The sequence below is a fragment of the Pseudomonas cyclaminis genome, assembly GCF_015163715.1.
Taxonomy (GTDB): domain Bacteria; phylum Pseudomonadota; class Gammaproteobacteria; order Pseudomonadales; family Pseudomonadaceae; genus Aquipseudomonas; species Aquipseudomonas cyclaminis.
The window spans coordinates 1-24,791 of sequence record NZ_JADDUM010000114.1 but is presented as its reverse complement, the minus strand read 5'-3'; the positions used below and the strand labels follow the sequence as shown (position 1 = coordinate 24,791).

22 protein-coding genes and 3 pseudogenes are annotated in these 24,791 nt (G+C 58.1%); 12 read left to right on the top strand and 13 right to left on the bottom strand.

The features are described from left to right. Window positions 1–83: 83 nt before the first annotated feature. The 4 genes from IQK56_RS15645 to IQK56_RS15630 all read right to left on the bottom strand — a co-directional run bounded on the left by IQK56_RS15645 (window position 84) and on the right by IQK56_RS15630 (window position 3,135). Complete coding sequence (locus IQK56_RS15645) at window positions 84–800, bottom strand: ParB N-terminal domain-containing protein (RefSeq protein ID WP_193862925.1); 717 nt, start codon at window positions 798–800, stop codon at window positions 84–86. 9 nt (window positions 801–809) lie between these two features. After that, entirely contained in the window at window positions 810–1,091 is a 282-nt protein-coding gene (locus IQK56_RS15640; RefSeq protein WP_193862924.1) for a hypothetical protein, read from the bottom strand. A 329-nt stretch (window positions 1,092–1,420) separates the two neighbouring features. Continuing rightward, the gene (locus IQK56_RS15635; RefSeq protein WP_193862923.1) at window positions 1,421–2,089 is read right to left on the bottom strand and encodes a hypothetical protein; all 669 of its coding nucleotides are present in this window, start codon (window positions 2,087–2,089) and stop codon (window positions 1,421–1,423) included. Between the two features lie 392 nt (window positions 2,090–2,481). After that, on the bottom strand, window positions 2,482–3,135 hold the full coding sequence (locus tag IQK56_RS15630; protein WP_193862921.1) for a recombinase family protein: 654 nt from the start codon (window positions 3,133–3,135) through the stop codon (window positions 2,482–2,484). Between the two features lie 731 nt (window positions 3,136–3,866). On the opposite strand from IQK56_RS15630, the gene IQK56_RS15625 reads away from it, so the two are divergent. The 4 genes from IQK56_RS15625 (at window position 3,867) to IQK56_RS15610 (ending at window position 6,598) form a co-directional block, all read left to right on the top strand. Continuing rightward, window positions 3,867–4,517 (top strand): DUF5343 domain-containing protein, encoded by a 651-nt coding sequence (locus tag IQK56_RS15625; protein ID WP_193862919.1) that lies wholly within the window; start codon window positions 3,867–3,869, stop codon window positions 4,515–4,517. A 2-nt stretch (window positions 4,518–4,519) separates the two neighbouring features. Continuing rightward, window positions 4,520–5,116 (top strand): Swt1 family HEPN domain-containing protein, encoded by a 597-nt coding sequence (locus IQK56_RS15620; RefSeq protein WP_193862917.1) that lies wholly within the window; start codon window positions 4,520–4,522, stop codon window positions 5,114–5,116. A 134-nt stretch (window positions 5,117–5,250) separates the two neighbouring features. Further along, the gene (locus IQK56_RS15615) at window positions 5,251–5,739 is read left to right on the top strand and encodes a hypothetical protein (protein ID WP_206691860.1); all 489 of its coding nucleotides are present in this window, start codon (window positions 5,251–5,253) and stop codon (window positions 5,737–5,739) included. Between the two features lie 538 nt (window positions 5,740–6,277). Continuing rightward, window positions 6,278–6,598 carry a hypothetical protein gene (locus IQK56_RS15610; RefSeq protein WP_099583874.1) on the top strand — a complete coding sequence of 107 codons (321 nt, stop codon included), beginning with the start codon at window positions 6,278–6,280 and terminating at the stop codon, window positions 6,596–6,598. A 53-nt stretch (window positions 6,599–6,651) separates the two neighbouring features. Here IQK56_RS15610 and IQK56_RS15605 read toward each other — a convergent pair whose 3' ends face one another. The 3 genes from IQK56_RS15605 to relB all read right to left on the bottom strand — a co-directional run bounded on the left by IQK56_RS15605 (window position 6,652) and on the right by relB (window position 9,687). Beyond that, on the bottom strand, window positions 6,652–8,256 hold the full coding sequence (locus IQK56_RS15605; RefSeq protein ID WP_193862915.1) for an ArnT family glycosyltransferase: 1,605 nt from the start codon (window positions 8,254–8,256) through the stop codon (window positions 6,652–6,654). Window positions 8,257–8,343: 87 nt separating this feature from the next. Further along, the gene (locus tag IQK56_RS15600) at window positions 8,344–9,309 is read right to left on the bottom strand and encodes an arsenic resistance protein (RefSeq protein ID WP_193862913.1); all 966 of its coding nucleotides are present in this window, start codon (window positions 9,307–9,309) and stop codon (window positions 8,344–8,346) included. A gap of 186 nt (window positions 9,310–9,495) precedes the next feature. After that, window positions 9,496–9,687 (bottom strand): type II toxin-antitoxin system RelB family antitoxin, encoded by a 192-nt coding sequence (gene relB, locus IQK56_RS15595; RefSeq protein WP_122305401.1) that lies wholly within the window; start codon window positions 9,685–9,687, stop codon window positions 9,496–9,498. A 331-nt stretch (window positions 9,688–10,018) separates the two neighbouring features. On the opposite strand from relB, the gene IQK56_RS15590 reads away from it, so the two are divergent. Further along, window positions 10,019–10,432 carry a hypothetical protein gene (locus tag IQK56_RS15590; protein WP_099583879.1) on the top strand — a complete coding sequence of 138 codons (414 nt, stop codon included), beginning with the start codon at window positions 10,019–10,021 and terminating at the stop codon, window positions 10,430–10,432. Between the two features lie 59 nt (window positions 10,433–10,491). On the opposite strand, the gene gabP is transcribed toward IQK56_RS15590, so the two are convergent. After that, the gene (gabP, locus tag IQK56_RS15585) at window positions 10,492–11,883 is read right to left on the bottom strand and encodes a GABA permease (protein WP_150677110.1); all 1,392 of its coding nucleotides are present in this window, start codon (window positions 11,881–11,883) and stop codon (window positions 10,492–10,494) included. A 553-nt stretch (window positions 11,884–12,436) separates the two neighbouring features. Here gabP and IQK56_RS15580 point away from each other — a divergent pair. From IQK56_RS15580 to IQK56_RS15560, 5 genes and pseudogenes are all read left to right on the top strand, one after another. Continuing rightward, window positions 12,437–13,209, top strand: a pseudogene (locus IQK56_RS15580) (ABC transporter ATP-binding protein). A gap of 13 nt (window positions 13,210–13,222) precedes the next feature. After that, window positions 13,223–13,975 (top strand): ABC transporter substrate-binding protein, encoded by a 753-nt coding sequence (locus tag IQK56_RS15575; protein WP_150762395.1) that lies wholly within the window; start codon window positions 13,223–13,225, stop codon window positions 13,973–13,975. Window positions 13,976–14,049: 74 nt separating this feature from the next. Further along, the gene (locus IQK56_RS15570) at window positions 14,050–14,742 is read left to right on the top strand and encodes an ABC transporter permease (RefSeq protein WP_193862911.1); all 693 of its coding nucleotides are present in this window, start codon (window positions 14,050–14,052) and stop codon (window positions 14,740–14,742) included. Next, a complete protein-coding gene (locus IQK56_RS15565) occupies window positions 14,742–15,431 on the top strand; it encodes an ABC transporter permease (RefSeq protein ID WP_099583882.1) in 690 nt (229 codons plus the stop codon). The genes IQK56_RS15570 and IQK56_RS15565 overlap by 1 nt, the downstream gene beginning before the upstream one ends. Next, window positions 15,412–16,599, top strand: coding sequence for a methyltransferase (locus IQK56_RS15560; RefSeq protein WP_193862909.1), 1,188 nt, complete (start codon window positions 15,412–15,414; stop codon window positions 16,597–16,599). Before IQK56_RS15565 ends, IQK56_RS15560 begins: the two co-directional genes overlap by 20 nt. Before the next feature lie 241 nt (window positions 16,600–16,840). On the opposite strand, the gene bcsQ is transcribed toward IQK56_RS15560, so the two are convergent. Further along, a complete protein-coding gene (gene bcsQ, locus IQK56_RS15555; RefSeq protein ID WP_150677113.1) occupies window positions 16,841–17,800 on the bottom strand; it encodes a cellulose biosynthesis protein BcsQ in 960 nt (319 codons plus the stop codon). A gap of 267 nt (window positions 17,801–18,067) precedes the next feature. Between bcsQ and lapG the strand changes: the two genes are divergently transcribed. Together lapG and lapD are read left to right on the top strand one after the other, a co-directional pair. Next, complete coding sequence (gene lapG, locus IQK56_RS15550) at window positions 18,068–18,784, top strand: cysteine protease LapG (RefSeq protein ID WP_122305393.1); 717 nt, start codon at window positions 18,068–18,070, stop codon at window positions 18,782–18,784. 11 nt (window positions 18,785–18,795) lie between these two features. Continuing rightward, entirely contained in the window at window positions 18,796–20,754 is a 1,959-nt protein-coding gene (gene lapD, locus IQK56_RS15545) for a cyclic di-GMP receptor LapD (RefSeq protein WP_193862907.1), read from the top strand. 40 nt (window positions 20,755–20,794) lie between these two features. On the opposite strand, the gene IQK56_RS15540 is transcribed toward lapD, so the two are convergent. From IQK56_RS15540 to IQK56_RS15530, 4 genes and pseudogenes are all read right to left on the bottom strand, one after another. After that, window positions 20,795–21,133 (bottom strand): tryptophan synthase subunit beta, encoded by a 339-nt coding sequence (locus tag IQK56_RS15540; RefSeq protein WP_122305391.1) that lies wholly within the window; start codon window positions 21,131–21,133, stop codon window positions 20,795–20,797. Between the two features lie 124 nt (window positions 21,134–21,257). Then, window positions 21,258–22,322: a calcium-binding protein gene (locus IQK56_RS15535; protein ID WP_246500234.1), complete on the bottom strand. Its 1,065-nt coding sequence runs from the start codon at window positions 22,320–22,322 to the stop codon at window positions 21,258–21,260. Between the two features lie 113 nt (window positions 22,323–22,435). Beyond that, window positions 22,436–23,239 (bottom strand): annotated as a pseudogene (locus tag IQK56_RS31795) (vWA domain-containing protein); the annotation flags it as partial. Continuing rightward, window positions 23,215–24,791 (bottom strand): annotated as a pseudogene (locus IQK56_RS15530) (hypothetical protein); the annotation flags it as partial. The pseudogenes IQK56_RS15530 and IQK56_RS31795, both read right to left, overlap by 25 nt.

The window sequence follows — 24,791 nt, the reverse complement described above, 5'->3', positions numbered from 1 at the left end:
GCCCTTCTGGTGTCGGTACGGGGTGTACAAATTGAACAGTAGAGGCTCAGAAGCCCGTATGGCATGGGCTGGAGGGGAAAACGTTAGAAGTCGGCCATCCTGTTTTTCCAGTCAGCCAGCAGATCGTCACTGAGAGCTTTGAGGTAGACCCGTATGGCCTCGCGTGCCTCAGGGCAGGCTGTTTCCTGGAAGGCGTTGCGGACGGCGTCGAGGTGGTCAATAGCGGCCCTTGCGTCTCCTGGAGGAGGTGGTGGGCGGACGCTGTCGTCCCCCTTGGCCCTTCGATTGGCGTCGCCGTATTGGTTGAACAGTTTCTTGAAGTCCTTCTCCATCCAGAGCCGGATGGTGGTGTGTGGTCGGCCTAAATCCTGGGCTATTTCACGGTAGGACTTCCACTGCCCTCGACCCTTCTTGTAGCGACCAGTGCGCATGTAGACCTTGAAGACCTCCCGCAGCTCACGGGATTTCAGGGGGAGCCCGTGGGTCAGGTTGGCATTGGCTGCCATCCATTGAGCATCGTCCCTGGTGGTTTCGGTGATGACCGCCTCCGCTTCCAGGTAGCCCAGGTACTCCAGGGCTTCAGCTCGGTGATAGCCGTCAACAAGGCAAGGTACGCCGTCAACCAAAGCAACTTGGAGCGGTGGTAATACCTGCCCCGCCTTGATAGCCGTTGCGTATCGTTGAACCGTGTGAAGACAGAGCTTCGACCGTACTTGGAAGTCTTTGGAGCGGCAGAGCTGGGCAATGGTGACTTTTGCTGTGGTGGAGGTGGTGGCTGTCGTCGTGGATAAGTTTCCCATGTGGCCCCCTTACAGCTCGATGGAGCGGGGGGCGATGACGCTACCTGGACGCCTTACGGGTCCTACCTGGAGCCAGTAGGGTGCAGCTTGGTCGGGCATGGCCAAATCCAGGAGGTCGGTGTCCTTCCAGTGAAGCCCAGCAACTAGGGCGAGCTCGATAGCTTCGGCCAAGCGGACGTCGCGGCCTTTCTTCTTCACTAGGCACTGGGCAAGTTGCGCAAGACGTTGGACATGGTCACGGCGCATATGCAAATTGAACCGGACAAGGGTTGAGGGGATGTTGCGGTACATGGATGAGTGTTCCTTGGGGATCGTGATAGCAAACACAAGCGCCCCGCCATAGTGGTCCGGGCAGGGTGAGTTTGTTCGCAGGGGATGGGTGTTTGAGGTGTACCAGACGGAATGCCAGGTGCGGTTGTACAAGGAATGGCGGTAATTCCCAAGGACGGGTGCTAAAGGCGCTTTATTGGGGCATTCGGATCGTCGCCCTGGTTATCCCTGGGTTCTGACGATTCATGGCTTAGGCCATCAGGTAACAGACCGAACCTTCCCGGGTGCGCCCCGGGCTGGTTGGTGCTGACCTACGAATTTCAGCCTTATGCCACCACTGCATAGGACGTTCAAACCTGTCGACCTCTGGCATAGGCGACATCTTCCTCAACGGTCCTCCCCAAACGTGGGTCTTTGATAGTTAGACCACGGATGAAGTAAGCCTGGAACTGGTCTCGCCCTTCCAAGGTGACAGTGTCTGCATGGAGCAGCCGCGCAGAATAAAGCATGGACAGGCATGCCCGAATATCCGCTCGCCTGACGCCAGTGGCTTGCTCGAGGTGTTCATACGTTTGTGCAGTCCAGTCGTAGTCATTATTCCGCCTAGCGGCGAGCAGAATATAGATTTTCAAGGCCCCCAAGCACACGACCCCGCGATTCCCAATGTCCTTCAGGTTTCGTTTCAGTAGCTCTGTTGGGATTTTCGCCCAGTAGGTGTCTTTGATTGGCTGCACCGTATATTTATGGGCGTAACCGCCCTGTACACGGATGAGCTTTAGGTCACTCAAGACATCGAGCCCTTTCCTAATCATTGGCCGGGAGAGACCTGTAAGGGTTTCGAAGTCGTTGTAGGAAACGATTGCCGAGTCCGTCTTGAAATCCGCCTGCACGGCTATAGCCAGAAGACACTTCAGAGCTGAGATGCTTGCCCCAGTCGAAGGTCCGGCCGGGAACGCCCGCAGGTCACATCCATTTTCCCGGGTCCATCCAGTAAGCAATTTGCTGAACGCATAAGCCATTGCGATTAGTCCTTCTTCGAATTAGTCAGGTGCCTGACCACTTGGGAAAGAACAACCAGGGCGACGATGGATACACAGGTAATCAAAACGGCTGGGTCAGCGTGGGACAGAGCCTTGGCTAGATTTGCAATAGCGTCCATTGGAGGATGCCTCTGTTTGTGAATGTCGTTCCAGTAAGCACTATACGAAATTGTTTATCTAGAAAGGGTGACATGGATAGCACTGGAACAAAATGGCTACAGGCCTTTATAATAAAGGCTCTCAGGGTTCCGTCAGATAAAAATGGAGTTACCAAATTGGTAAATGGTAAGGGATTATTTGGGGGTTTTTGGTTAACGAGAGCCCCATAGAAAAACCACTCAGTAAATGGCAACCCCCCCGCTCGTGAAATATCAGGTTGGTAAAGACGTGGTCACGGCAGTGGTTGATAGGCGCTTGGCTCGTTGCACAGTCGCCGTACTGGTGCCGGTGGCTAATGCTGTTTCACGGATGCCCATACCCTTCGCCAAGCACGCCAGAATGCGTTTGTGCTTGTCTTGGTCGATAGACTTACCCACGTAACGCTTGTCGTTCTTGGCCTTCTCAATGCCCTGCCGCTGACGCCGGAGACGATCTTCGTAATCCTTCCTGGCTACAGCTGCGAGCATGTCCAACAACATGGCGTTGACGGCCTCTATGACGCGTCCTGTGAAGGCGTCAGCGGCGTTATTCGTGTTAGCCGGTGCCATGGCCACGTGTGACGTCGGCAAGTCCAGAGACACGACCTTAACGCCCTTGGCTTTGATGACCATCAGGAGTTTCTTCCAGTCGTCCTCCGTCAGACGTGATAGCCGGTCTACCTGTTCAATCAGGAGCACGTCCCCGGGGTGAGCGTCGTCCAACAAGCGGAAAAGTTGAGGCCGCTGTAGGGACGCTCCGCTTACGTTCTCGATGTAGGTCGTGGCTATGGGGTGCCCGTGGTACTTGGCGAAGTCCACCAACGACTGTTTTGCCCTTGTGGCGTCTTGTTCGGCGGTGGAGGCGCGGAGGTAGGCACGGATGAACATGGAGTGAAGGTCCTGTGGTCGTATAAGTGTGGTCACTATAGCCGTGGTCGCAAGAGTGGTCAATGAGACCTAAACGGATACGCATGACCACACCCTTATCCGTGGCTGTTCAGGTATACCCAAATAAACACGTCATCCCCAGATTCAAGCAATACAAAGAAAACAAGGGCAAGCATCGCCCACGCCCCCGCACGTCAAGGAATCACGTTTTGTGCGACCCGCTCATAAAGCGAATGGGGGCGCCATACTCTCGAATTACCCGTACCTCACAATCGACCCGCGAGCCCCCCAAAATGACGCCAGGAATAGCGCAGCTACGCGATCCTGAATACTTTGAGTGAGTTTAGAAATTGGATACTGCCGGAACTTTACCCTCAGCAGACCTACCCGGGGAGGGGGGGAGAAATCGAGGCACTGGTATAACTTAAAGGCTCATAGATTTCTGCTATAAAATAGCCACACCTATACTAATATCGGTGTAGACGCGCCCTACGATTATCTATGCCAGGTCGACAGTGTCGACACGTCGCTGGCGTACCTGACCTTGCAGATAGATTTTGCCGCACTTCGGGGGCTGCGCAGGATCTGGGTGATGATGGTTTGTGAGGTTTTCGAATACGCACTTGTCGGCGCAGAGTAGGTTCGCTTACCTTAGGGGTAGTATCGATAGAACCACGCCGCTGCGCACGGTGTCATGGACCGAAAACTAACGCCTCAAAAGGACATCTACAATGGCCGAAAACCTCCCGTACAGTAACTCCGTTGGTACGCTAGTAAATATGCTGGAGAAGATAAAGACCGCCTCAACTCCGGAGAGATTCACTCAGGACTTTGTCTCGACAAAACTAGGCATGAAAGGTGGCACCGCCGCAGGGTGTATTCCCCTGTTGAAAAAAATGGGATTTGTCGCAAGTGACGGCTCTCCTACCGATTTATATAAAGAATTTAGAAACCCCGAAAAATCGAGAATAGCGGTAGGCAAAGCATTCAGAAAGCTTTACCAACGCTTGTACGAAATGAATGAATATCTTCATGATGCGAGTGACGAGCAAATACGTGGCATGGTTGTTGAGTGCACTGGAGGAGAAAAAGCGTCGTCTGCAACTAAGTTCACTATAGCAACCATTAATGCGTTACGGAAAATAGCTGACTTTGATACTGCAAATGATGACGGAAGTGAATCCGGAGATCCGATAGTTAGCAGAATCCACTCCTCAGAGCCACCTCTTCTCCCACCACCGATACAAACGTCCTCTCACCAGCAAAGCGCAAAAGGGATCAATCTTGCGTACACAATAAATCTCAACCTACCAGCCACAAAAGACATTGAGGTTTTTAATGCCATATTCAAGAGTTTGAAAGAGCACATTCTGGGAGATTAGCAATGGCATTTGAAGAACAAGTTAAATCCTTCGGAATGACTAACATGCTGATTGAGTCAGAAATTGATCAACTGGAGAAAAGGTTAGACTTATCATTGCGAGACAACGCTGCATCACGAGAAGAAACGCAGAGTGATATAGAGAGAGCTTACTTCCCTCAATTTGCAAAAGCGCTACGTGATGAAGCTGCGGAGATGGCGCATAGTTACGAACTGTTCTACTGCCTTGAAAAAACAATAAGAAGCCAGATAACGGAGTTGCTTGCCCTAACGCACGGTCCCGAATGGTGGAGTGACAAGGTAATTCCACAACAAATCGTAGGGGATGTTAGAAAGCGAATACAGAGAGAGCGAGATTCCGGCATCACACCTCGTTCATCGGACCCACTTGACTATACTAATTTTGGTGAGCTCGGGGAGATCATACGTTCCAACTGGCAAGTTTTTTCCGGCATCCTCAACAATGTTAAGGCGATGGACAAAGTAATGTTCAATCTCAATTCACTAAGAAACCCAATAGCTCACTGCAGCGTATTGGCCGAAGACGAGATACTAAGACTCAAACTTAGTCTCCGAGATTGGTTCCGACTCATGGATTAGTCAAGACGGTTCGCAGCCAATGCTCGACCGGAATCAATTAGGTTAGGTGATAGGTTTAAGTTTTATAGCTCGTTGATGGTGGCCGTACTGGCCCCCCCCGACGGTGCGACACTCAACTAGTTAGGGATAGCGCCATGATCGACATCGCTACTATAAGTGCAGCCTTCCAAGGCCTTACCCTTACCAAAGGGCTCCTGAACGCGGCTTACGACGCAAAAGTAGACTCGGACGCAAAGGCAAAAATAAGTGAAGCACTTGAGCGCCTGGGCCAGGCCCAAGATGGCATGTTTACACTCCGTGAAGAACTCAATCGATTGCAAAATGAGCGGGAGGATTTGCAGCGCCGATTGCAGGTACTGGAGTCGTGGTCAACGCGTGCGAAGGATTACGAACTCGTCCAAACCAATGGTGGTGCTGTCGTAAACCAATTCAAGAGCAGCCCGCCGCACTACGCTTGCCCTGGCTGCTTCAACAAGCAGCAAATCCACCCGCTACAGGACAATCGCACTGACTCCGGGAAGTTTCGCTGCACAGGCTGTGGAGCGGAGTATCCCATCAACCCGAAAGCCCCCCCGCCTGCCCCTCACACCCCAAGACGAATAAGACCGATGAGAACCCGGTAAATCCTAGAATCTGGTACACAGGACTGGTACACTTTTGCACCTACGTCGGCCCACAAGCCACGTAAACAAAGGGGTTACAAGTTCGATTCCAGTGTCGGCGGTTCGATTCCGTCTCTGGGCACCACTAATTAGTTTCAGGTGGTGCAAACGTCATCTGAAACACACAAGAAACCCGCCAAGTGCGGGTTTTTTGTTGCCTGGGATTTAACCCTGACGCCCCCTCCTGTTACCCGCGCACTAGTAGCGCTATGATATGATTCAAAATGTGCCAAGGTAGGCGAATAACAGTATGCGGATGCATCCCTCCTGTAACCCGTCAGCCATTGCCACGTAGCATCGGAACAGGCAACGACGGCGGATCCAGTATCCCCGCGCTCCTCGCCCAAAACGCTGCAACTCCACACCCCCACTTCTACACCACCTTGGGTCATGCCCAAACGGTGAGAGCCTGCGCGCAAGAGCAGCGGAACAAGGACACATCATCCGGCGATGCGCAGCCCGGCGTATCGCTTACTCATACGGGCACATGGAGAAATAAATGGCATACACATCGATCATTTTCAAAAACCCGAATACGGGCGCGATGAAGGAAGCTCCAGTCGGTTTTTCGTGGACAACCTTCTTTTTCGGTTGCTTCCCGGCACTGTTTCGCGGCGACGTGAAATATGGCTTGATCCAGTTCGTCATTGCGATGATCACCATGGGCGTCAGCAACATCGTCTTCGCGTTCATCTACAACAAGCTCTACATCAAGGATCTGATCGGCCAAGGCTTCAAGGCTCAGTCCATTGCCAGCGGCGACATGAACTTTGCCTCGGCCAAGATCGGCATGCAGATCCCTCAGCTGGAAACCGCGTAATCCGTATTCGACAAAAAGCCTGCTGAACGCAGGCTTTTTGCTGACCGGCTGACTCACCTCAACAAAAACACCATCAATGGATTGTCGTTTAACCGACCTTCAAAATCCGGGCTCTGGTGCTCCAGCGGCGTCCCCGCCAGCAACGCGGTTTCCTTGCGCGCCACGACCACCCAGGCTGGCCGAGGTACATCGGCTAATTGCCCAAGCTCACGACCGCCGATGAATACCGGCTGCTCGTCGTGATCCAGGTTCATCATGTAGCGCACCGCCCACGTATCCCGACCGAGGTCGATAAACACCAGAGGCCCCGGCTGCGTTGCACGCAGCGCTTCAACTTGGCTGACAAACTGCCGGGTATCGAACTGCAAGTCCTTGGCCGGCTCCACCACAGCCACCAGCAGTAACCACTGCGCCGCCAATGCAATCAAGCTGAGCGACACCAGCCGCCCCAAGCGCCGCCAAGCAATCAACGCAGCGACTTGCAGCAACACCAGCACGCCGACCAGCAACGGCAGCGAAACGTCTGGCCAGTAACCGTGCTTCTGCCACCCATGCCGGCAGACAAAGACTACAACCACACACAACGCCGGTAGCGCTGTGACAAGCCCTTCGTAGCAGCGGCGCACGCCCGCAAGCCACCCTTGCGCCTGTAGGAGCCCATAGGCAGCGACAGCAGCAAACATCGGCACCATGGGCAAGATGTAATAGGCGCGCTTGAAGTGCGGCAGCGACAACCCGAGCAAAATCATCAACCCGCAGGCACCGAGGCGCACAGCCAATTGCACCTGCCCATCAAACCGTTCATGCCAGCGATGACGCAATGCAACCAGCGTGGCCAGCGCCAGCGGCACCACAGGGAAGTAGCGATACAAACTCAATTGAAGATAGAAATAGAACGGCTCGCCGCTTTCATCCAGGCGCCCGCCCACCTGCATCCTGAACACCTCATCAGCAAATGCATCGCCACCACCGATGCGCGCCAGCTTTATCAGCAACCACCAACAGGCCGCCAACAACACCAGACCAACAAGGCCGTGAATCAGCACCTGCCTGACCCGCTCCCGAGGATTGCCAAGCGCCCAATACACACAGACCACGCCGCAGACCTCAATCAAGCCCAATGGCCCACGCACGGCAAAGCCGAGGACGAACAACGGGAACACCGCCAACTGCCTCAGTCGTGAACCCACGCGCTCGCCGCTGTGCAGCAGGTAGAAACTGCCCACGCAAAGCAACGCAACCATCTGGTCCAGGCACACCGAACGGGACTTCTCCAGCAGTTGAGTGGTGAGCAGGGTCAACAAAACGGCGAGCAGCGCCCACTGCCGACTCGCAGGGACCAGCAAGCGATAGAGCAGCGCAACCACCCCAGCGGACGCCATTGCGGTGGGTAGTACATTCGCCAAGTGATTGGGTGCACCGAATAACCGGGCAAACACAAAGCTGAAGAAGGTCGCGGTGCCAGGGTAGTCCGCGTAGGGCTGGCCGTAGGTGGTGGGGAAAAGGCTCGCGCCATGGCGAAACATTTCCTGCAGGAATAGCGCCCAGCGTCCATCAAATCCCTGGGGCTGTTGATCCCAGATTCCAAAGGTGAACAGCCCTAAGGCAAACAGGAAAATACCCAGGGATTCCAGGCGAAAACGGTTGCGGTGATCCATCGGTAGACCTGTCAGGTGGGGAGCGCCGGCTTATGTTGCCGAGCACGCCCCTGAATAGCGCCTGAACAGACCTGAACATTCACCCGGTTACCGACCTGCGGGCCACACCAACCGAGGAATAAGGCGCACATAGACCAATTCGGCCACCAACTCGACCAAGGTCTGCAGGATCACCGCCGTGGCGGCCAACCCGCGCACGTCTTCGGGCAGGGCCAGTGCCAGTGGCAAAACCACCAGCGAATTGCGCGTGGAGGCGCTGAACGTCACGGCCCGCGCCGTGAGCGCAGGTAGCGCGAACAGCCGCGCCGCCAGCATCCCCATCAGCGGCGCCAGCAGCACAAAACCCAGGTAGACCGGAATCACGGGCACCAACAGGCCAATATCGCGCACCACCGAGGTGACTTGCGAGCCGATCACCACAAACAGCACCCATGCCATGGCCGGCACCGGTAACCAGGCCCAGACGTTGTTCCACGTATTGATAACTGCGGAGCGTCGCGCCAGGGATATCGTCAGCACCGCCAGCACCATCGGCACCACGATCAACCACACGAACGCTTGCACAAACGGCCCCGCCGACACCACCACCTCGGACTGCGCGCCCAGCATCACCCCCAGGTACACCGGCAACAGCGCCAACTGCAGCAACAACAGCACCGGCGTCGCCGCCAGCATCAACCGCGAATCGCCTTTGCCGATATGGGTAAACACCACCACGTAGTCGATGCACGGCGTCAGCAACACCAGCAACACGCCCACCAGCAACGCCGGGCGCTCCAGCAGGCCATGGGTCAAGACCCACACCAGCAGCGGCACCAGAATGAAATTGGCCAGCAACAACGCCGACAGGAAGCGCTTGTTGCTCAAGCCCTCGCGCAGATCCAGAAAAGGGATCTGCAGGAACATTGCATACATCAGCACTGCAATGGCGGGGGTGATCAATACGCTGAGGGTGCGTGCAAACAAGGGCGCAAGCAGGCCGACAGCCACAGCCAGCAGGATGGCGACGAAGTAGATTGGGATCTGGTTGTGTTCAAGGGTATCGCGGGACATGAAGGAGGCTCTGGCTGGCAGCAAAAGTGTGAGCCTACTGCCTTAAGGTCGAGCTAAATAGCCCACTAGAGCTGGAAGGATATTCTTGACGGGCGTGGATCGTTCAAATTGCTGGCTGCTGCCAGATTGCGACCAAGAATGTATTCCAGAATTTGTCTGAGATCAGCCCGCGCCTCGGGCCGCCACTCAACTTGCATCACGCTCTTTACGCTTTGCCTCAATCAACGCTTGCATCTCAGCCATGACATGGTCGTGCGGAATACTTGGGCGCGGATCATCAATTGACGCCTGCACCTTGGCCTGAAACCAACGGTCATAGCTCGCGGCCTGCTCTTCTGTTTCAAACTCCGAAACGATAGGAGAAAGTGGGATGCTCATAGAGACCTCCGTATTGGATGCCTGCCAGTCTAATCTGTCCATGGTTCGCTGTCGTTTCTCTCAGATGTATGGTTTTGCGAAGGTGGCAAGCCGGGCTGCTCTACCAGCCTGAAGAGCAAGCGCCGAAGGTTAATGACTCCGCCAACCCATGAACAAGTGCTGGCAAATCGGCTAACTGTTACTAAAAAATAAAAACTCGGACAGCAGCCCCTGAAGCAATAAAACAAGCGTCACACCCCAACATTGCCTATTAACTGAGGATACCCTTGGGATTTCCTCGAACCTGCGCTTCAATACCCACCCTGACCCAGAACCTTAGGACGTTGAGCCCATGGCCTCGCCGAACAAGCAGCAAAAACGTGCCCAGCGGGCAAAGACCAAGGCCAAGCAAAACCGTACTCAACGCGCCGTGGCGACCAAGCCGGATGCGTTTGCAGGTGATGACAGCCGCATTGACCTTGAGTCGGTGGATCTGACCGAGCTGTTCGTGGAAATGCGCACCGCTGGCGAAACCAGCCAACAGGCGCTGTGCGCAGCATTCCTGGCGCACCCGCTGCTGGCGCTGGTGCTGGAACAGGAAGGCGAAGAAGAAGCCACGGACTTTATCCTGGCGGCGCTGATCGAGTATCGGCAGTGGGCCACGGACAGTGACGATGAAGCGGCTGCGCTGGCGTGGATCGAATCGCCAGAGTTCCAGGCGGATTACCTGGCGGCGTCCCAAGCGCTGACCAACTCGCAAGACTGATGCAGAACCCAATGTGGGAGGAGGCAAGCCCCCCCTCCCACATTTTTTACCGCATTTCGTCAGTTAAGCACCGCAGCGCCCGCTCTCTGCGCCTTGCGACGGCTCGCTACAAACAACCCCGCCGCCACTACCAGCAAGCTCAACACCCCCGTCGCGATAATCTCGACCCGATGCGCTTCCTGGAACAGCATGATGGTCAACGTACCCACGATAAACACCATCACCGCATAGGTCAGGCCAGGGAACAGCCACATCTTGAAGACGATTTTCTCGCCCGCCGCCGTACGCTTCTGACGCATGCGCAGTTGCGACACCGCGATCACCAAGTACACCAGCAACGCGATGGCGCCGGAGCTGGCCAGCAGGAATTCGAACACCGCCGCCGGCGCCACATAGTTGGCAAACACCGCCAGGAACGCAGCACCGGTGGACAGCAACACCGCCCAGTACGGCGTGCCGCTCTTGTTGGTGCGCTTGGCCACGGCCGGTGCGTCACCGCGACGGCCCAGGGAGAACAGCATGCGCGAAGCGGTGTACAGCGCCGAGTTCAGGCAACTGGTCACGGCAACCAATACCACCAGGTCGACGATCAGCTTGGCATTCGGAATGCCCATGCGTTCCAGCACGGTCTGGTAGGAACCTACCGCCGCCAGGGTCGGATCGTTCCACGGCACCAGGGACACGACGATGAAGATCGACAGCAGGTAGAACAAGCCAATCCGCCAGATCACCGAGTTGGTGGCCTTGGTGATTTGCTGGCCTGGGTTCTTCGATTCGGCCGCCGCAATGGTGACGATCTCGGTGCCCATGAACGAGAACATGGTGGTCAGGATCGCAGCCAATACGGCGCCCATGCCGTTCGGCATAAAGCCTTGGGTGTCGAACAGGTGTGAAACGCCACTGACTTGGCTGGTCGGCAGGAAGCCGAAGATGGCGGCCAGGCCAAGGATCACAAAGCCCACGATCGCCACGACCTTGATCAGGGCAAACCAGAACTCGAACTCGCCGTAGTTCTTCACGCTGAACAGGTTGGTCGCCGTGAGCAGCAACGTGATGATCAGGGTGAAGGCCCAGATGGCCACGTCCGGGAACCAAGCGTGGAGGATGGTCGCAGCAGCGTTGGCTTCCAACGGAATCACCAGCACCCAGAACCACCAGTACAGCCAGCCGATGGTGAAACCGGCCCAGTGACCGATCGCACGGTCGGCGTAGGTGGAAAACGAACCGGTATCCGGCGACGCCACGGCCATCTCGGCCAGCATGCGCATCACCAATACCACCAGCGTACCCGCAGCGGCATATGCCAACAGGACAGCGGGGCCGGCGGCAGCAATCGCGTGGCCGGAGCCAACAAACAAACCGGCACCAATAACGCCGGCAATCGACAGCATGGTGACGTGACGCGGTTTGAGCCCCTGTTCGAGGTCATTGGAGCTTTGCGTACTACTCATTGACACACCTTTGCGAGGAATTGCGAAAACGGTCCGCCCGGCCTGGGGTCTTCCTCGTGAAAAGAAACCAACAGGGCGTTCTTTATTTTTTACGCAAGATTTGCGCCAAAATGTTACGGAGTCGCGATTGACGCGGGCTGTAGGACGATTCGTCAGTCATCGCAAGTCATTGAGAACAATGGCATTCCGCTATAGCGTTACCGTGCGACTCACATTCAAGACGAACAAGCGCACCAAAAACACACACAAAAAGTACGTGACGCGCCATAAAGGGGCTGATAGGTACCGTTTGCCCGTTTAACCCTTCCAACACCCGGCCAAAGCTGGCACCATCGCGCCCTTTTTTACGCGAAGCCTGCGGTTTACCGGGTTCAAACGGTTGTTCGGTTGTTGATGGCGCGACACGCTGCTGTGCCGATGCGACACCCTGCCGCACACCGTCTGTTTACCCTCCGCGGGGCTGTTGGTGTCGTCCGGGCGCTATGCTAGCTTGGCGCCTCGCCAGGAAGGCGACCCAACAGCAGGATCGCAACGCACACAATGAGGACCGCACATGGCCGAGGCCACGCCCGCGCTTGAAATCCGCAACTTGCATAAACGCTATGGTGAGCTGGAGGTACTCAAAGGTATCTCGCTGACCGCTCGCGACGGCGATGTGATCTCGATCCTGGGTTCCTCCGGTTCCGGCAAGTCCACGTTCCTGCGTTGCATCAACCTGCTGGAAAACCCACACCAGGGCCAGATCCTGGTGGCCGGCGAAGAACTCAAGCTCAAGGCCGCGAAAAACGGTGAGTTGATGGCCGCCGACGGCAAGCAGATCAACCGCCTGCGCAGCGAAATCGGTTTTGTGTTTCAAAACTTTAACCTGTGGCCGCACATGAGCATCCTCGACAACATCATCGAGGCGCCCCGCCGTGTGCTCGGCCAGAGCAAGGCCGAAGCCATAGAAGTGGCCGAAGCCCTGCTGGACAAGGTCGCATCGCCGACAAGCGCCACGCCTACCCGGCGCAATTGTCCGGCGGCCAGCAACAACGGGCCGCCATTGCGCGCACCCTGGCGATGCAGCCTAAAGTCATCCTGTTTGACGAGCCCACTTCTGCCCTTGACCCGGAAATGGTCCAGGAAGTACTTAATGTGATCCGCGCGCTGGCCGAGGAAGGTCGCACCATGCTGCTGGTCACCCATGAAATGGGCTTCGCCCGTCAGGTGTCCAGTGAAGTGGTGTTTCTGCACCAAGGCCTGATCGAAGAGCAAGGATCGCCACAGCAGGTGTTTGAAAACCCGCTTTCGGCGCGCTGCAAACAATTCATGTCCAGCAACCGCTAACGGAGCAACATGCATGCAGAACTATAAAAAATTCCTTCTGGCCGCGGCCGTCTCGATGGCGTTCAGCGCCACGGCCATGGCAGAAACCTTGAAAATGGGGATCGAAGCGGCCTACCCGCCCTTCAACAATAAAGACGCCAGCGGCAACGTCGTCGGCTTCGACAAAGACATCGGCGACGCCCTGTGCGCCAAGATGAAAATCGAAAAGTGCGAAGTGTTCGTGTCCGACTGGGACGGCATCATCCCGGCCCTGAACGCCAAGAAGTTCGACTTCCTGGTGTCCTCGCTGTCCATCACCGATGAACGCAAGCAAGCCGTCGACTTCACCGACCCGTACTACTCCAACAAGCTGCAGTTCATCGCACCTAAAGCCACTGAAGACTTCAAGACCGACGCCGCTTACCTGAAAGACAAGGTCATCGGTGCACAGCGTGCGACGCTGGCCGGTACCTACCTGGAAGACAAGCTGCCGGAAACCGAAGCCAAGCTCTACGACACCCAGGAAAACGCCTACCTCGACCTGACGTCCGGCCGCCTCGACGGCATCCTCGCCGACAAGTACGTGCAGTACGAGTGGCTCAAGAGCAAAGACGGTTCAGCCTACGAGTTCAAGGGTGACCCGGTTGTAGAAAGCGACAAGATCGGTATCGCCGTGCGCAAGGGTGACCCACTGCGCGAGCGCCTGAACAAAGCCCTGGCAGAGATCAAGGCAGACGGCACCTACAAGAAGATCAACGACAAGTACTTCCCGTTCAGCATCGAATGACCTGAACGGCCTGACCGGCGCGCTCACCTGAGCGCGTCGGCTTCCAGCAATGCCTGCCGCGATATGAAAACACCATGAATTTCGATCTCTACGGATTCGGCCCCGCGCTTGCTGCCGGCGCGCTGATGACCGTCAAACTGGCGCTCACGGCCTTATGCCTGGGGCTGGTCCTCGGCCTGGCCGGGGCCTTGGCCAAGACTTCTGCGTCCAAGCCTCTGCAATGGCTGGGCGGGACCTACTCGACCATCGTTCGCGGCGTGCCGGAACTGTTGTGGGTGTTGCTGATTTACTTCGGCACCATCAACGCCATGCGCGAACTGGGTGAGCTGTTCAACATTCCCGACCTGTCCCTGAGCGCCTTCACCGCCGGCGTCATTGCGCTGGGGCTGTGTTTCGGCGCCTACGCCACCGAGGTACTGCGCGGTGCAATCATCTCCATTCCCAAGGGCCACCGGGAAGCCGGCGTGGCGTTGGGCCTGTCGAAGTTCCGCATCTTTACCCGCTTGATCCTGCCGCAGATGTGGCGCATCGCCCTGCCTGGGCTGGGCAACCTGTTCCTGATCCTGATGAAAGACACCGCACTGGTCACGGTCATCGGCCTCGAAGAAATCATGCGTCATGCGCAGATCGCCGTCACCGTCACCAAACAGCCGTTCACTTTCTACATGGTCGCCGCGTTCATTTACCTGGGCCTGACCTCACTGTCGATGGTGGCTATGCACTACCTGGAAAAACGCGCCGCCCGCGGCTTCGTGAGGACGACGTAATGGAATGGGAAGTCATCATCAAGTGGCTGCCGAAGTTTATCCAGGGCGCCATCCTGACTCTGGAACTGGTCAGCATCGCCGTGATCCTGGGTTTGATCCTGGCCATTCCGCTGGGTATCGCACGTTCGTCCAAGCGCTGGTATGTGCGCTCGCTGCCCTACGCCTACATTTTCTTCTTCCGTGGTACGCCGCTGCTGGTGCAGTTGTTCCTGGTCTATTACGGCCTGGCCCAATTCGACAGCATCCGCTCAAGCTTCATGTGGAAATACCTGCGCGACCCGTTCTGGTGTGCCACCGCCACCATGACGCTGCACACCGCGGCCTATATCGCCGAGATCCTGCGCGGCGCCATCCAGGCCATTCCGCCTGGGGAAATTGAAGCAGCCCGGGCGCTGGGCATGTCCAGGCCCAAGACCCTGTTCTACATCATCCTGCCGCGTGCGGCGCGCATCGGTTTGCCGGCCTATAGCAACGAAGTGATCCTGATGCTCAAGGCCAGTTCACTGGCGAGCACCGTGACCCTGCTGGAACTGACCGGCATGGCGCGCACGATCATTGCGCGCAACTACCTGACGGTGGAAATGTTCTTCACCGCCGGCGTGTTCTACCTGTTGATCTCGTTCCTGCTGGTACGCGGCTTCAAACTGCTGGAACGCTGGCTGCGCGTCGATGCCTGCCAGGGACGTTGAAGCGCGCTTCCGGGCGCTGGATGCGTTTCTGATCGAGCATCAAGGGCTGTGGCGACCACGGCCCTTCACGCATAACCAGTTACCCTGGGAAAACCAATACCCCGAACTGGCCCGGTGGCTGCGCCAACGCTCGCTGGCCGAGGCTGAAGCCAGCCACAACCGGCCCCATGACCTGGCCGCCCCCGCCCCTTTTCCACAGCTAGCCTTAAAGGCGCTGCAACTCAGTACTGTGGATAAGTTGCCGACACAGCCCCTGCATCCCGCCGCGCATCGCCTGAATGTCGATGTACCCGGCCGCAAATGGCAACAGATCGAAGCCTTCGGTGCAGCGCTGCACTTTGCGCACACACCCCGGCATTGGCTGGACTGGTGCGCCGGTAAAGGCCACCTTGGCCGCCGCCTGCTGCACACAGACCAACAACTGACCTGCCTGGAATACGACCCGGCCCTGATCGCGTCCGGCCAAGCCTTGAGCGAGCACCACGGCCTGCCCGTCACCCATCGTTTGCAAGACGTGATGGCAGATGTCGCCATCAGCGCCGAACACACCCCCGTCGCCCTGCATGCCTGCGGCGACCTGCACGTGCGACTGCTGCAAGTGGCCAGCGCCGCCGGCTGCAAGCAACTGGCATTGGCGCCGTGCTGCTATAACCGAACCCATGCACACACCTACCAGCCGCTGTCCGTAGCCGCCCGCGCTTCCACCTTGCAGCTGTCAGTCGACGACCTCGGCCTGCCCCTCAGCGAAACCGTCACCGCCGGCAAACGCGTGCGCCTGCAACGGGATACATCCATGGCCCGGCGCCTCGGTTTCGATCAGTTGCAACGCCAGTTACGCGGCTGCGACGAGTACCTGCCCACGCCGTCCCTGCCTACCCGCTGGCTGGACGAACCGTTCGCCGACTACTGCCGCGAGCTGACCAGCCTCAAAGGGTTATCCACAGGCGAACAGGATTGGGCGGCACTGGAGGCGCACGGTTGGCAGCGTTTGGCTGAGGTCAGGAATCTGGAGTTGGTGCGCGGTCTGTTTCGGCGCCCGCTGGAGGTGTGGCTGGTACTGGATCGGGCACTGTTTCTCAGCGAGCGAGGCTACAGGGTTGAAGTAGGCAGCTTCTGCGACCCGGCGTTGACACCGCGCAACTTGTTGGTGCTTGCCGAGCGCGATTAAAGGGCGAAATTGTCGCACCTCAGCCTGTGGATAACTCTGTTGATGAATTCTTTACAGAGCCTGTAGCCTTCTACGCTACAGGCCAAAAGCCACGCTGTTCATTTTTTACTCACACCATAAAACGCACGTAAAACAGGCAGTTGCAGTGTGTTGAGAACGGCTCCACAAAACGGCTATTTCATGACAACCGCATCCGACCGATTGTGCATAAGCATCTGGCGTTAAGCGTATAACCCGCGCTTTACAGGCGTTTTTTGCGAGCGATCAGTAACCGGCAAAGGTCGTTGATGTCGTCACCAGCCAGGCTTGTAACCGTGTTGTCCAGAGGGTCGGTAGAAAAGGCCAGGCCTTCGCTGATCGCCGGATCGCGGTGTATGACTTCCAGAGGGTACTCACTGCGGCGCAGCTTGAACGCATCAAGCATGTCCAGGTTGAACGCCGAGTTTTCATCCAGCTGGTTGATCACCAAGTGGCAACGCGGTGGACGTGCACGCTCAAGGTGAGGTGCCAGCAGCGCATCCAGTTGATCCAACGTGCCGAGACAGGCGGCGTTCGGTTGGGCGACGACCAGCACGATGTCGGCCACGCTCAACGCTTGATGGAGGTAGACGTTGTTACCTGCGGGGGTATCGACGATCACGGTGTGCCGTTCGCTCAGGTCCAATGCCGCCAGGCGCTGGGCCAGCCACTTCGGCTCACGCGTCAACCAGCGTTGCAGGTTTTCCTGCTGCTGGGTGTCCGTGTCGCCGAAGGGAATCACCTGGCAACCGGCAAAACCCGATTGCAGGATGGTGTTCCATGGCGCGTTGAGCAGGCTGCTGCGGGCCAGGCCGGGAAGCTCATGATCCACGCCGAAGTGCTGGCGCAACGCGTTCTGGGGATCCAGGTCCAGCGCCACGACCGACTCACCCAGACGCTGCAGACCGCTGCTCAGCGCCGTAGCCAGCGTACTGCGGCCAACGCCGCCATTGACCGACACCAGCGCGACTACCGTCGGGCGCAGCGCGGTCAATGGTTCATGGTGGTGATGTTCATTGGCGTGGGAGGCATGGGCACCAAAGCGCGAACCCTCTTTCTGGTTCACACGTGTGCCATCGTCGAAAGGAATGCTGCCAAAAAAATGCAGGCGGGCGTTTCTTCCCGTGGGGTCGCGGGAAACGCTCTTGCCGAACAGGGCAAATAGATCATCAGTGCGGCTCATGGCCGGAGCTCCTTCACGGCGCCATATAAAGACGTGGAAAGGTCGGCAAGGTACGGCTTCACCGCAGGTCTTTTTGTAGGCGTTTTCATTGCTTCATTCTGTGACAGCGCTAAGGAAGTGTCATTATTTTGATGAAACCCGAGCCGCCCTTTCAGACGAGCGGAAATTAGCCAATTTACTGACGGACCATTACTACAATTCAATGGCGGTGATTTCATCGTGCCATTGTTTTTTACCCTATATCACCGCACCATTGCCGCACCTTCAATGCTGCAAGCTTGGGTAATCGCAGTGGCGATACGCTTTAAACTCCCTCGGATTCTGTACGGCCTCGCCATCACGCTGTTGCTGGGTGGCGGCCTGCTGGGCGATTTGCTCGCCGATTGGGATTTCAGCCAGATCAGCCGCCGCGCCGAGTCGCTTTATGGACCACTGGGTCCGGGCCGCCAGCGCATTGATGCCTGGCAACAATTGCTGGCGACGCAGAAGCAGGTGAGTGAGGCTGAGCAGCTCAAAGTGGTGAATCTGTTCTTCAACCGCCAGTTGCGCTACGAAGAAGACATCGACCTGTGGCACGAAATTGATTATTGGGCGACCCCTATTCAATCCCTGTGGAAAGGCGCTGGCGATTGCGAAGACTACGCCATCGCCAAGTACTTCAGCCTGCGTCACTTGGGGGTGCCCGCCGAAAAACTGCGGATTACCTACGTTAAAGCCTTACGCCAGAATCGCGCACACATGGTGCTGACGTACTATGCCAGCCCCGAAGCCATGCCCTTGGTGCTTGACAGCCTGATGGACCCCATTTTGCCCGCCAGCCAGCGCGCAGACCTGCTGCCGGTTTACGCGTTCAACGGTGAAGGGCTGTGGCTGACCGGCGCCGGGGGGAACAAAAAAGTCGGTGACACCAAGCGTCTGTCACGCTGGCTGGACGTCTTGAAAAAAATGACCGCTGAAGGGTTTCCGGCCAGTTCGGATAATTAACAGGAGCTACGATGTCACTGTTCAAACAATTGCTGATCGCTATCTGCGTGTTCCTGGTGGTCGCGTTCAGCGGTAGCTTCTTCGTCAGCCTGGAAAGTTCGCGGACCCAGTACGTCAACCAGTTGCGCTCCCACGCCCAGGACGCGGCGACGGCGCTGGCCCTGTCGCTGACGCCGAACATCGATGACCCGGCAATGACCGAACTGATGGTCAGCTCGATCTTTGACAGTGGCTACTACGCGAGCATTCGCGTGGTGGACCTGAGCAATGACCAGGTGCTGGTGGAGCGTGCCGCCGAGCCGGATGCCAGCAGCGTGCCGGCCTGGTTCGTCAAGATGATCGGCCTCGCGCCGGCCGGCGGCGATGCCATCGTCAGCCGTGGCTGGCAGCAGGCAGCGCGGGTTGAAGTGGTCAGTCACCCGATGTTTGCCCTGGCCAAACTCTGGCAAAGCGCGCTGGGCAGCCTGGTTTGGCTGCTGGTCTGTGGCGCGGTGAGTGCGGTACTGGGCGCGCTGTTGCTGCGTCGTCAGCTCAGGCCCTTGGACTATATGGTGGAGCAGTCCCACGCTATCGCACGTCGAGAGTTCCTCAGCTTGCCCGACCTGCCCCGCACCCCGGAACTGCGCCGCGTGGTGCAGGCCATGAACCAGATGGTGGAGAAGCTCAAGGCGCTGTTCCACGAGCAGACCGAGCGCAGCGAGAAGCTGCGGGTGGAGTCCTACCAGGACAGCCTGACCGGGCTGGCCAACCGTCGCTATTTCGAGATGCAACTGCAATCGCGAGTCAGCAACCTGGAAGAGTCCAGCTCAGGCTACCTGCTGATGCTGCGGGTCAACGACCTGGGCGGCCTCAATCAGCGTCTGGGCGGACAGCGCACTGACCAGTTGCTGCAAGCCGTCAGCCAGCAACTGGTGCGCACCTGCGCCAAATACCCGGAAACCCACAACCTGATCACCCGCAGCCGTGGCGGCGAATTTGCCGTGCTCGCGCCGGGCCTGGTGCGTGACGAGGCCGTGCAGTTGGCCCAGGAACTGGATGCCACCTTGCAGAGCCTGCACGAAACCGGCGCCACCGACATGCCCACCGTGGCCTACATCGGCCTGGCCCCTTACAACCCCGGCGACGCCTCGGCAGACCTGCTGATGCTGGCTGACCAGGCGCTCACCCAGGCCGAAGCCAACAGCCTGCAAAGCTGGGTGTGCCTGACCCATCAAACCCTCGACACCGTCAGTGACGACCCGCACAGCTGGCACACCCTGCTCGACAACGCCCTGAGCCAGGGTCGCTTCCGCCTGTTCTTCCAGCCGGTGGTGAGCAGCAGCGATATCCGCCAGGTCCTGCATTACAAGGTGCTGTCGCGCCTGCTCGACAGCCAGGACCAGACCATTGCCGCCGGACACTTCCTGCCATGGCTGGAGCGCTTCGGTTGGACCGCGCGGCTCGACCAGGTAATGCTCGATCTGGTGATCGCCCACTTGGGCCAACACAACCAATCGGTCGCGCTGAATCTGTCGGCTGCAACCCTGAACGACCCGCAAGCCCTGGAGCACATGTTCGAACGCCTGGCCCAACACCCACTGTTGGGCGAACGCCTGACCCTGGAAATCGGTGAAGAACAAGTACCCGAACAGACGCAGCTGGAGCGTTTGATCCGGCGCATGCGCGGCCTCGGCTACAGCCTTGGGCTGCAGCGTTTCGGCGGGCGCTTCAGCATGATCGGTAACTTGGCGCATCTGGGCCTGGCCTACCTCAAGATCGACGGCAGTTACATCCGCGATATTGATCAGGAAAGCCACAAGCGCTTCTTTATCGAGGCCATCCAGCGTGCGGCCCACAGCATTGACCTGCCGCTGATTGCCGAGCGCGTGGAAACCGAGGGTGAGTTGCGGGTAATCCGCGAGATGGGGATTGAAGGGGTGCAAGGCCAACTGGTCGGTGAACCGGCGCCCTGGAAGTGGAGCACTGAATAATCACGCCTCCTTGACGCTCACGCCGTGAAGGAGGTGCGCGTCAGATCAGGCCGGTTTCATCGTCATTGATCAGCTCGCTCAAGCCACCCAACGCCGCCCGGGCATGGGTACGCTCCAGGAACTTGGTCTGCGCCGCCGGCGGCAAGTCGGTGATGCTCATCACGTTCTTGGTGATCAGCACCTGGATCAAGTCGTCCAGTACGCGGATCATCTCAAGGTCACTGCTCTTGAGCTGCTTGAGGCTGTTCTCAATCTCATCGTCGGCAAACCACGCCTGGATATCATGATGGTCAGCCGGTAGCGTCTCAGTGGCTTCTGCGAAGGCCTGCGCCTCGACACGCACCAAAGCGTTGTATTGATCGCGTTGCACGTAGAACATCAGCCCTCTCCCAATAAAAAATCCCTGCAGGCGCCGCGCACGGCTCCCACAGAGATTACACACATTTCCCCAAAGCGCATGCCAAAGGGGCGCCAATCCCGAAAGATTGACGCCCCGCTGGTGATCAGTCGTGGTGCTTGACGGTCAGGTCGCCACCGGCGATCAGGGTATTGATCGCGGCGGCGCCACTGCCCCAGCTCGCGCCGTCCACCTTGATCGTCACATCAGCCGTACCGCCGTTGGTGCCGGTGAACGACCCGGTGCTGCTCACGCTCAGCGTCGAGTTGCCCGACGAGTCGGTGGTCAACCTCAGGTAGCTCGACAGGTTGGTGTCGTTATTGCCTTGCAGCAAGTCGGACAGGTCCAGCTTGTCGCCTTCGCCATGCTTGAAGTCAGTGATGCGATCAAAGCCACTGCTGGTGTTGGTGTCGCCTTTGAGCCACACAAAGGTGTCGGCACCCGCGCCGCCGGTGAGGATGTCGTTACCCTTGCCGCCCACCAGGATGTCATTGCCTGCGCCGCCGGAGAGCGTGTCGTTACCGCCCTGGCCGAACAGGATGTCATCGCCGGCGTTGCCGATCAGGGTGTCGCCGCCATCGCTGGTGCCGTAGATGTTCGACGCGTTGGCCAAAGCACCGACGTCCTGCACGTGCTCAGAGATGTACTGATGCAGAGTGCGGTCGTCGATCTGATCGACTGTGGTCGCCAGCTTCTCGGCAGCGAATGCCTTGAGTGCCGCGCTGCCTTCCTGGCCTTTGTAGCTGATCAGGTCGCCGAAGATGATGTCGTTGCCCGAACCGCCGGAAACGTTGTCGGCACCGGTATCGGCGGTGTGGCCGGTAATGGTGTCCGCCAGCTTCGCGGTGTCGATGGTGCTGACCGTTTTGTCGGTATCAAACTGTTTGAGCACGGTGCCATCAATGTCGCTGCCCAGACCGATGGCCTCGACGACAACCTTGCCTGGAACCGCGTTGACCAGATCGTTGTAGGCCGTCTTGCCGTTTGCCAATGCGGTGTTGGAGTTGTTGTAGACCGACGCAACGTCAAAGCCGCCGCTGCTGTTGGCCACCACGGTGCCTTCGTACATCCGGTTCCCGTAGCCATCGTAGGAATAGACTTTGCCATCACCATCGACAATGACTTGCGTCGAGCCATTGACCCTCGCATAGAGCGAGTTGCTCTGACCCAAGACGTAGGTAGCGTTGGTGACAACACTGTCAAAGTTAACGTTCGCCCCCCATCCGTAATAGTCTTTCGTCCCCAGGGTCGGGTTGCCCCGCACATCGGTGTACACGTTCGGCGCGCGTCAGTAATGAAGTACGTCAGGTTGGTTGCGCCCTTGTTGCTCGTGGCGTCGCTGCTCTTGAACCAGTCAGTCGCCGCTTTGAACGCATCCTGATAGTTGGTCATGTCGCTCGAGCTGGACGTCATCTGGGTCAATACCGCCTGCAAGGCTGCTTTGGCGGCAGTTTTGTCAGCCAGGTTGACCGAGACCTGCGCCTCGACCCGAGTGTCGAAATCGACCAGCAACACTTTCACTACGCCCGCATCTTTACTGCCAGCATTGGCGATCAACGTATCGAACACGCTTGCCAGTTGAGCCTTGATCGACTTCATGGCGGTACTACCGATACTGCCCGAGGTGTCGACGAGGAACGCGATGTTGTAGTTGGTGCCCGGCGTGGTGATACCCCCTTTGTCACCCACCACGACGTTGTTCGCCGAGCTGTTACCCAGGTCGATGGTGTCCACCGCCGCGCCGCCTTCCGTGACGGGGGTGTAGACCTGAGGCTTGACCGTGATGGTGGTCGTTGCCGCCAACGAACTCAGGCTGTTGCCACCCTCATTGTCAGTCACCGAGACATCAATGGTGCGATCACCCAGCGTCGGGTACTTGCTGGTGCTGGAGTACTGGAACGACTCAAGCAGCGTCTTGTAGGTCGCCGCGTCCGCCGTGCCCGACAGGGTCAGCACGATCTTGCCGCTGACGTCAGTCCCGACGCTGGTCACGGTGATGCCTTTGTAGTTACCACCCACCGCTACCAGGCTGGAGCTCAACACATCGCCCGAACTGGCGTTTTTCAGGGTGATGGTCGCACTTTGCATCTGGGTGCTGTCGACGTCAGCGATGGCCACGCTGCCGGTGATCGCAACACCGTTGGTGCTGCGTTCGGTGTACGAGGTGTTGTAGCCGGTGGCGACAGCACGTCGGCAGTGCTCAGATCCAGGGTCGGCGCGTCGTTGACCGCCGTGACCACGATGCTCACTTTGCCGGTCGTCACCGCCGAAGCGCCGGTGCTCAACTCGGTGGCCGTGGCTTTCACGGTGATGTCGAAGCTGGCGGTCGAATCCTTGGCCGGCGTAACCGTCAGGGTTTTCAGGTTCCAGGTGCTGACATCGTAGAGCGTGCCGCTGCCATTGGAAGTGATGCTCGTGGTGCCATCGGTGATCACGGTACCGGCTGGCAAGCCGCTGACTTCCACCTTGTGCGACTCCGAACCATCGTTGTCGACAAATGTGGTGGTAATCGGGCTGACCTTGATCGCAGTGTCTTCCAGGCCACGGTTGTAGACGTAGCCGGTGTAATAGCCTTCGCCGTTGACGATATGGCTATCGCCGAGCACCGCACCGGCGGCTTTCAACGCGTCCACACTGGTGTAAGTCTGCACGCCGCTGTTGCCCAGGGACATCGACACGCCATTGTTGATCGACACATTGACGTCGTAGTTGCCCGCGCCGGCCTGGTTGTAGTGGTAGACGTCGAGGGTGTAGTAACCCGACTCGGTCGGCGTGTAGCTCGAACCGGTAATCGCGCTGCCCTTGCTCCAGGTCTCAGTGGCAACCAACTTGCCACCCACGGTAATGGCCAGGCTGTCGTCGGCCGTACCGGTGAAGGTGTAGCTCTTGCCGGCTTCCAGGTAGATCAGGCCGGAGACCTTGGTCGCGGTGCCGTCTGCCACATTGCTGTTGCTGACACTGCTGGTCACGCCGGTGGTGAGGGCGCTGGCGGCCGTCTTGGCGTCGATCACGCGGATCAGATCGCTGGAGTTGACCACACCGTTACCGTTGGTGCCCAGGTCGGTGCGCAGAGTACCGCCGGTCCAGGTTTGAATGACCAGGCCTGTAGGCACAGCGCCGAACGCGCCAACCGTCACCACAGGCACGTCCGCCACCGGGTGGATATCCACGGTGATGATCTTGGTGTCGCTGTAGGAATTGCCGTCGGTAGCCTGGAATTTCAGCTGGGTGTAATCGCTCTGCTTGTTGCCCACACCTGTGCCGCTGAAGCTGTTATCGCCCGACTCGTTGGCCGCCGGGGTGTAGCGCACGTTGTGGCTATCGAAATCAGCCTGGCTGAACGACTTGCCGGCCGAGGTGGCGGTTTTCAGATCAGACGCGGTCAGCGCGACCCACACGCCGTTGACGTTGTACTCGATCGAACCGGCCGGCAGGTTGGTGAACACCACTTTCGGGTTGGCGGAGTCTTCATCGCTGACACCGAAGGTCGCCCAGGTCAATTCGATCGACGTGTCTTCGTTGCCCTGGATGGAGCCGTTGCTGGCGATTGGGGTGTCGTCGACCAACGTCACGGTCGGCTGGCCAGTGCTGTGGGAGCTGGCGTTGTCCGCGTCGGTGACGGTCAGGTCGATCTTCGGCA

What these genes read in the sequence shown, in the direction of transcription:
- IQK56_RS15645 (WP_193862925.1), bottom strand. Translation starts at nt 800, where the DNA reads ATGGGAAACTTATCCACGACGACAGCCACCACCTCCACCACAGCAAAA.
- IQK56_RS15640 (WP_193862924.1), bottom strand. Translation starts at nt 1,091, where the DNA reads ATGTACCGCAACATCCCCTCAACCCTTGTCCGGTTCAATTTGCATATG.
- IQK56_RS15635 (WP_193862923.1), bottom strand. Translation starts at nt 2,089, where the DNA reads ATGGCTTATGCGTTCAGCAAATTGCTTACTGGATGGACCCGGGAAAAT.
- IQK56_RS15630 (WP_193862921.1), bottom strand. Translation starts at nt 3,135, where the DNA reads ATGTTCATCCGTGCCTACCTCCGCGCCTCCACCGCCGAACAAGACGCC.
- IQK56_RS15625 (WP_193862919.1), top strand. Translation starts at nt 3,867, where the DNA reads ATGGCCGAAAACCTCCCGTACAGTAACTCCGTTGGTACGCTAGTAAAT.
- IQK56_RS15620 (WP_193862917.1), top strand. Translation starts at nt 4,520, where the DNA reads ATGGCATTTGAAGAACAAGTTAAATCCTTCGGAATGACTAACATGCTG.
- IQK56_RS15615 (WP_206691860.1), top strand. Translation starts at nt 5,251, where the DNA reads ATGATCGACATCGCTACTATAAGTGCAGCCTTCCAAGGCCTTACCCTT.
- IQK56_RS15610 (WP_099583874.1), top strand. Translation starts at nt 6,278, where the DNA reads ATGGCATACACATCGATCATTTTCAAAAACCCGAATACGGGCGCGATG.
- IQK56_RS15605 (WP_193862915.1), bottom strand. Translation starts at nt 8,256, where the DNA reads ATGGATCACCGCAACCGTTTTCGCCTGGAATCCCTGGGTATTTTCCTG.
- IQK56_RS15600 (WP_193862913.1), bottom strand. Translation starts at nt 9,309, where the DNA reads ATGTCCCGCGATACCCTTGAACACAACCAGATCCCAATCTACTTCGTC.
- relB (WP_122305401.1), bottom strand. Translation starts at nt 9,687, where the DNA reads ATGAGCATCCCACTTTCTCCTATCGTTTCGGAGTTTGAAACAGAAGAG.
- IQK56_RS15590 (WP_099583879.1), top strand. Translation starts at nt 10,019, where the DNA reads ATGGCCTCGCCGAACAAGCAGCAAAAACGTGCCCAGCGGGCAAAGACC.
- gabP (WP_150677110.1), bottom strand. Translation starts at nt 11,883, where the DNA reads ATGAGTAGTACGCAAAGCTCCAATGACCTCGAACAGGGGCTCAAACCG.
- IQK56_RS15575 (WP_150762395.1), top strand. Translation starts at nt 13,223, where the DNA reads ATGCAGAACTATAAAAAATTCCTTCTGGCCGCGGCCGTCTCGATGGCG.
- IQK56_RS15570 (WP_193862911.1), top strand. Translation starts at nt 14,050, where the DNA reads ATGAATTTCGATCTCTACGGATTCGGCCCCGCGCTTGCTGCCGGCGCG.
- IQK56_RS15565 (WP_099583882.1), top strand. Translation starts at nt 14,742, where the DNA reads ATGGAATGGGAAGTCATCATCAAGTGGCTGCCGAAGTTTATCCAGGGC.
- IQK56_RS15560 (WP_193862909.1), top strand. Translation starts at nt 15,412, where the DNA reads ATGCCTGCCAGGGACGTTGAAGCGCGCTTCCGGGCGCTGGATGCGTTT.
- bcsQ (WP_150677113.1), bottom strand. Translation starts at nt 17,800, where the DNA reads ATGAGCCGCACTGATGATCTATTTGCCCTGTTCGGCAAGAGCGTTTCC.
- lapG (WP_122305393.1), top strand. Translation starts at nt 18,068, where the DNA reads ATGCTGCAAGCTTGGGTAATCGCAGTGGCGATACGCTTTAAACTCCCT.
- lapD (WP_193862907.1), top strand. Translation starts at nt 18,796, where the DNA reads ATGTCACTGTTCAAACAATTGCTGATCGCTATCTGCGTGTTCCTGGTG.
- IQK56_RS15540 (WP_122305391.1), bottom strand. Translation starts at nt 21,133, where the DNA reads ATGTTCTACGTGCAACGCGATCAATACAACGCTTTGGTGCGTGTCGAG.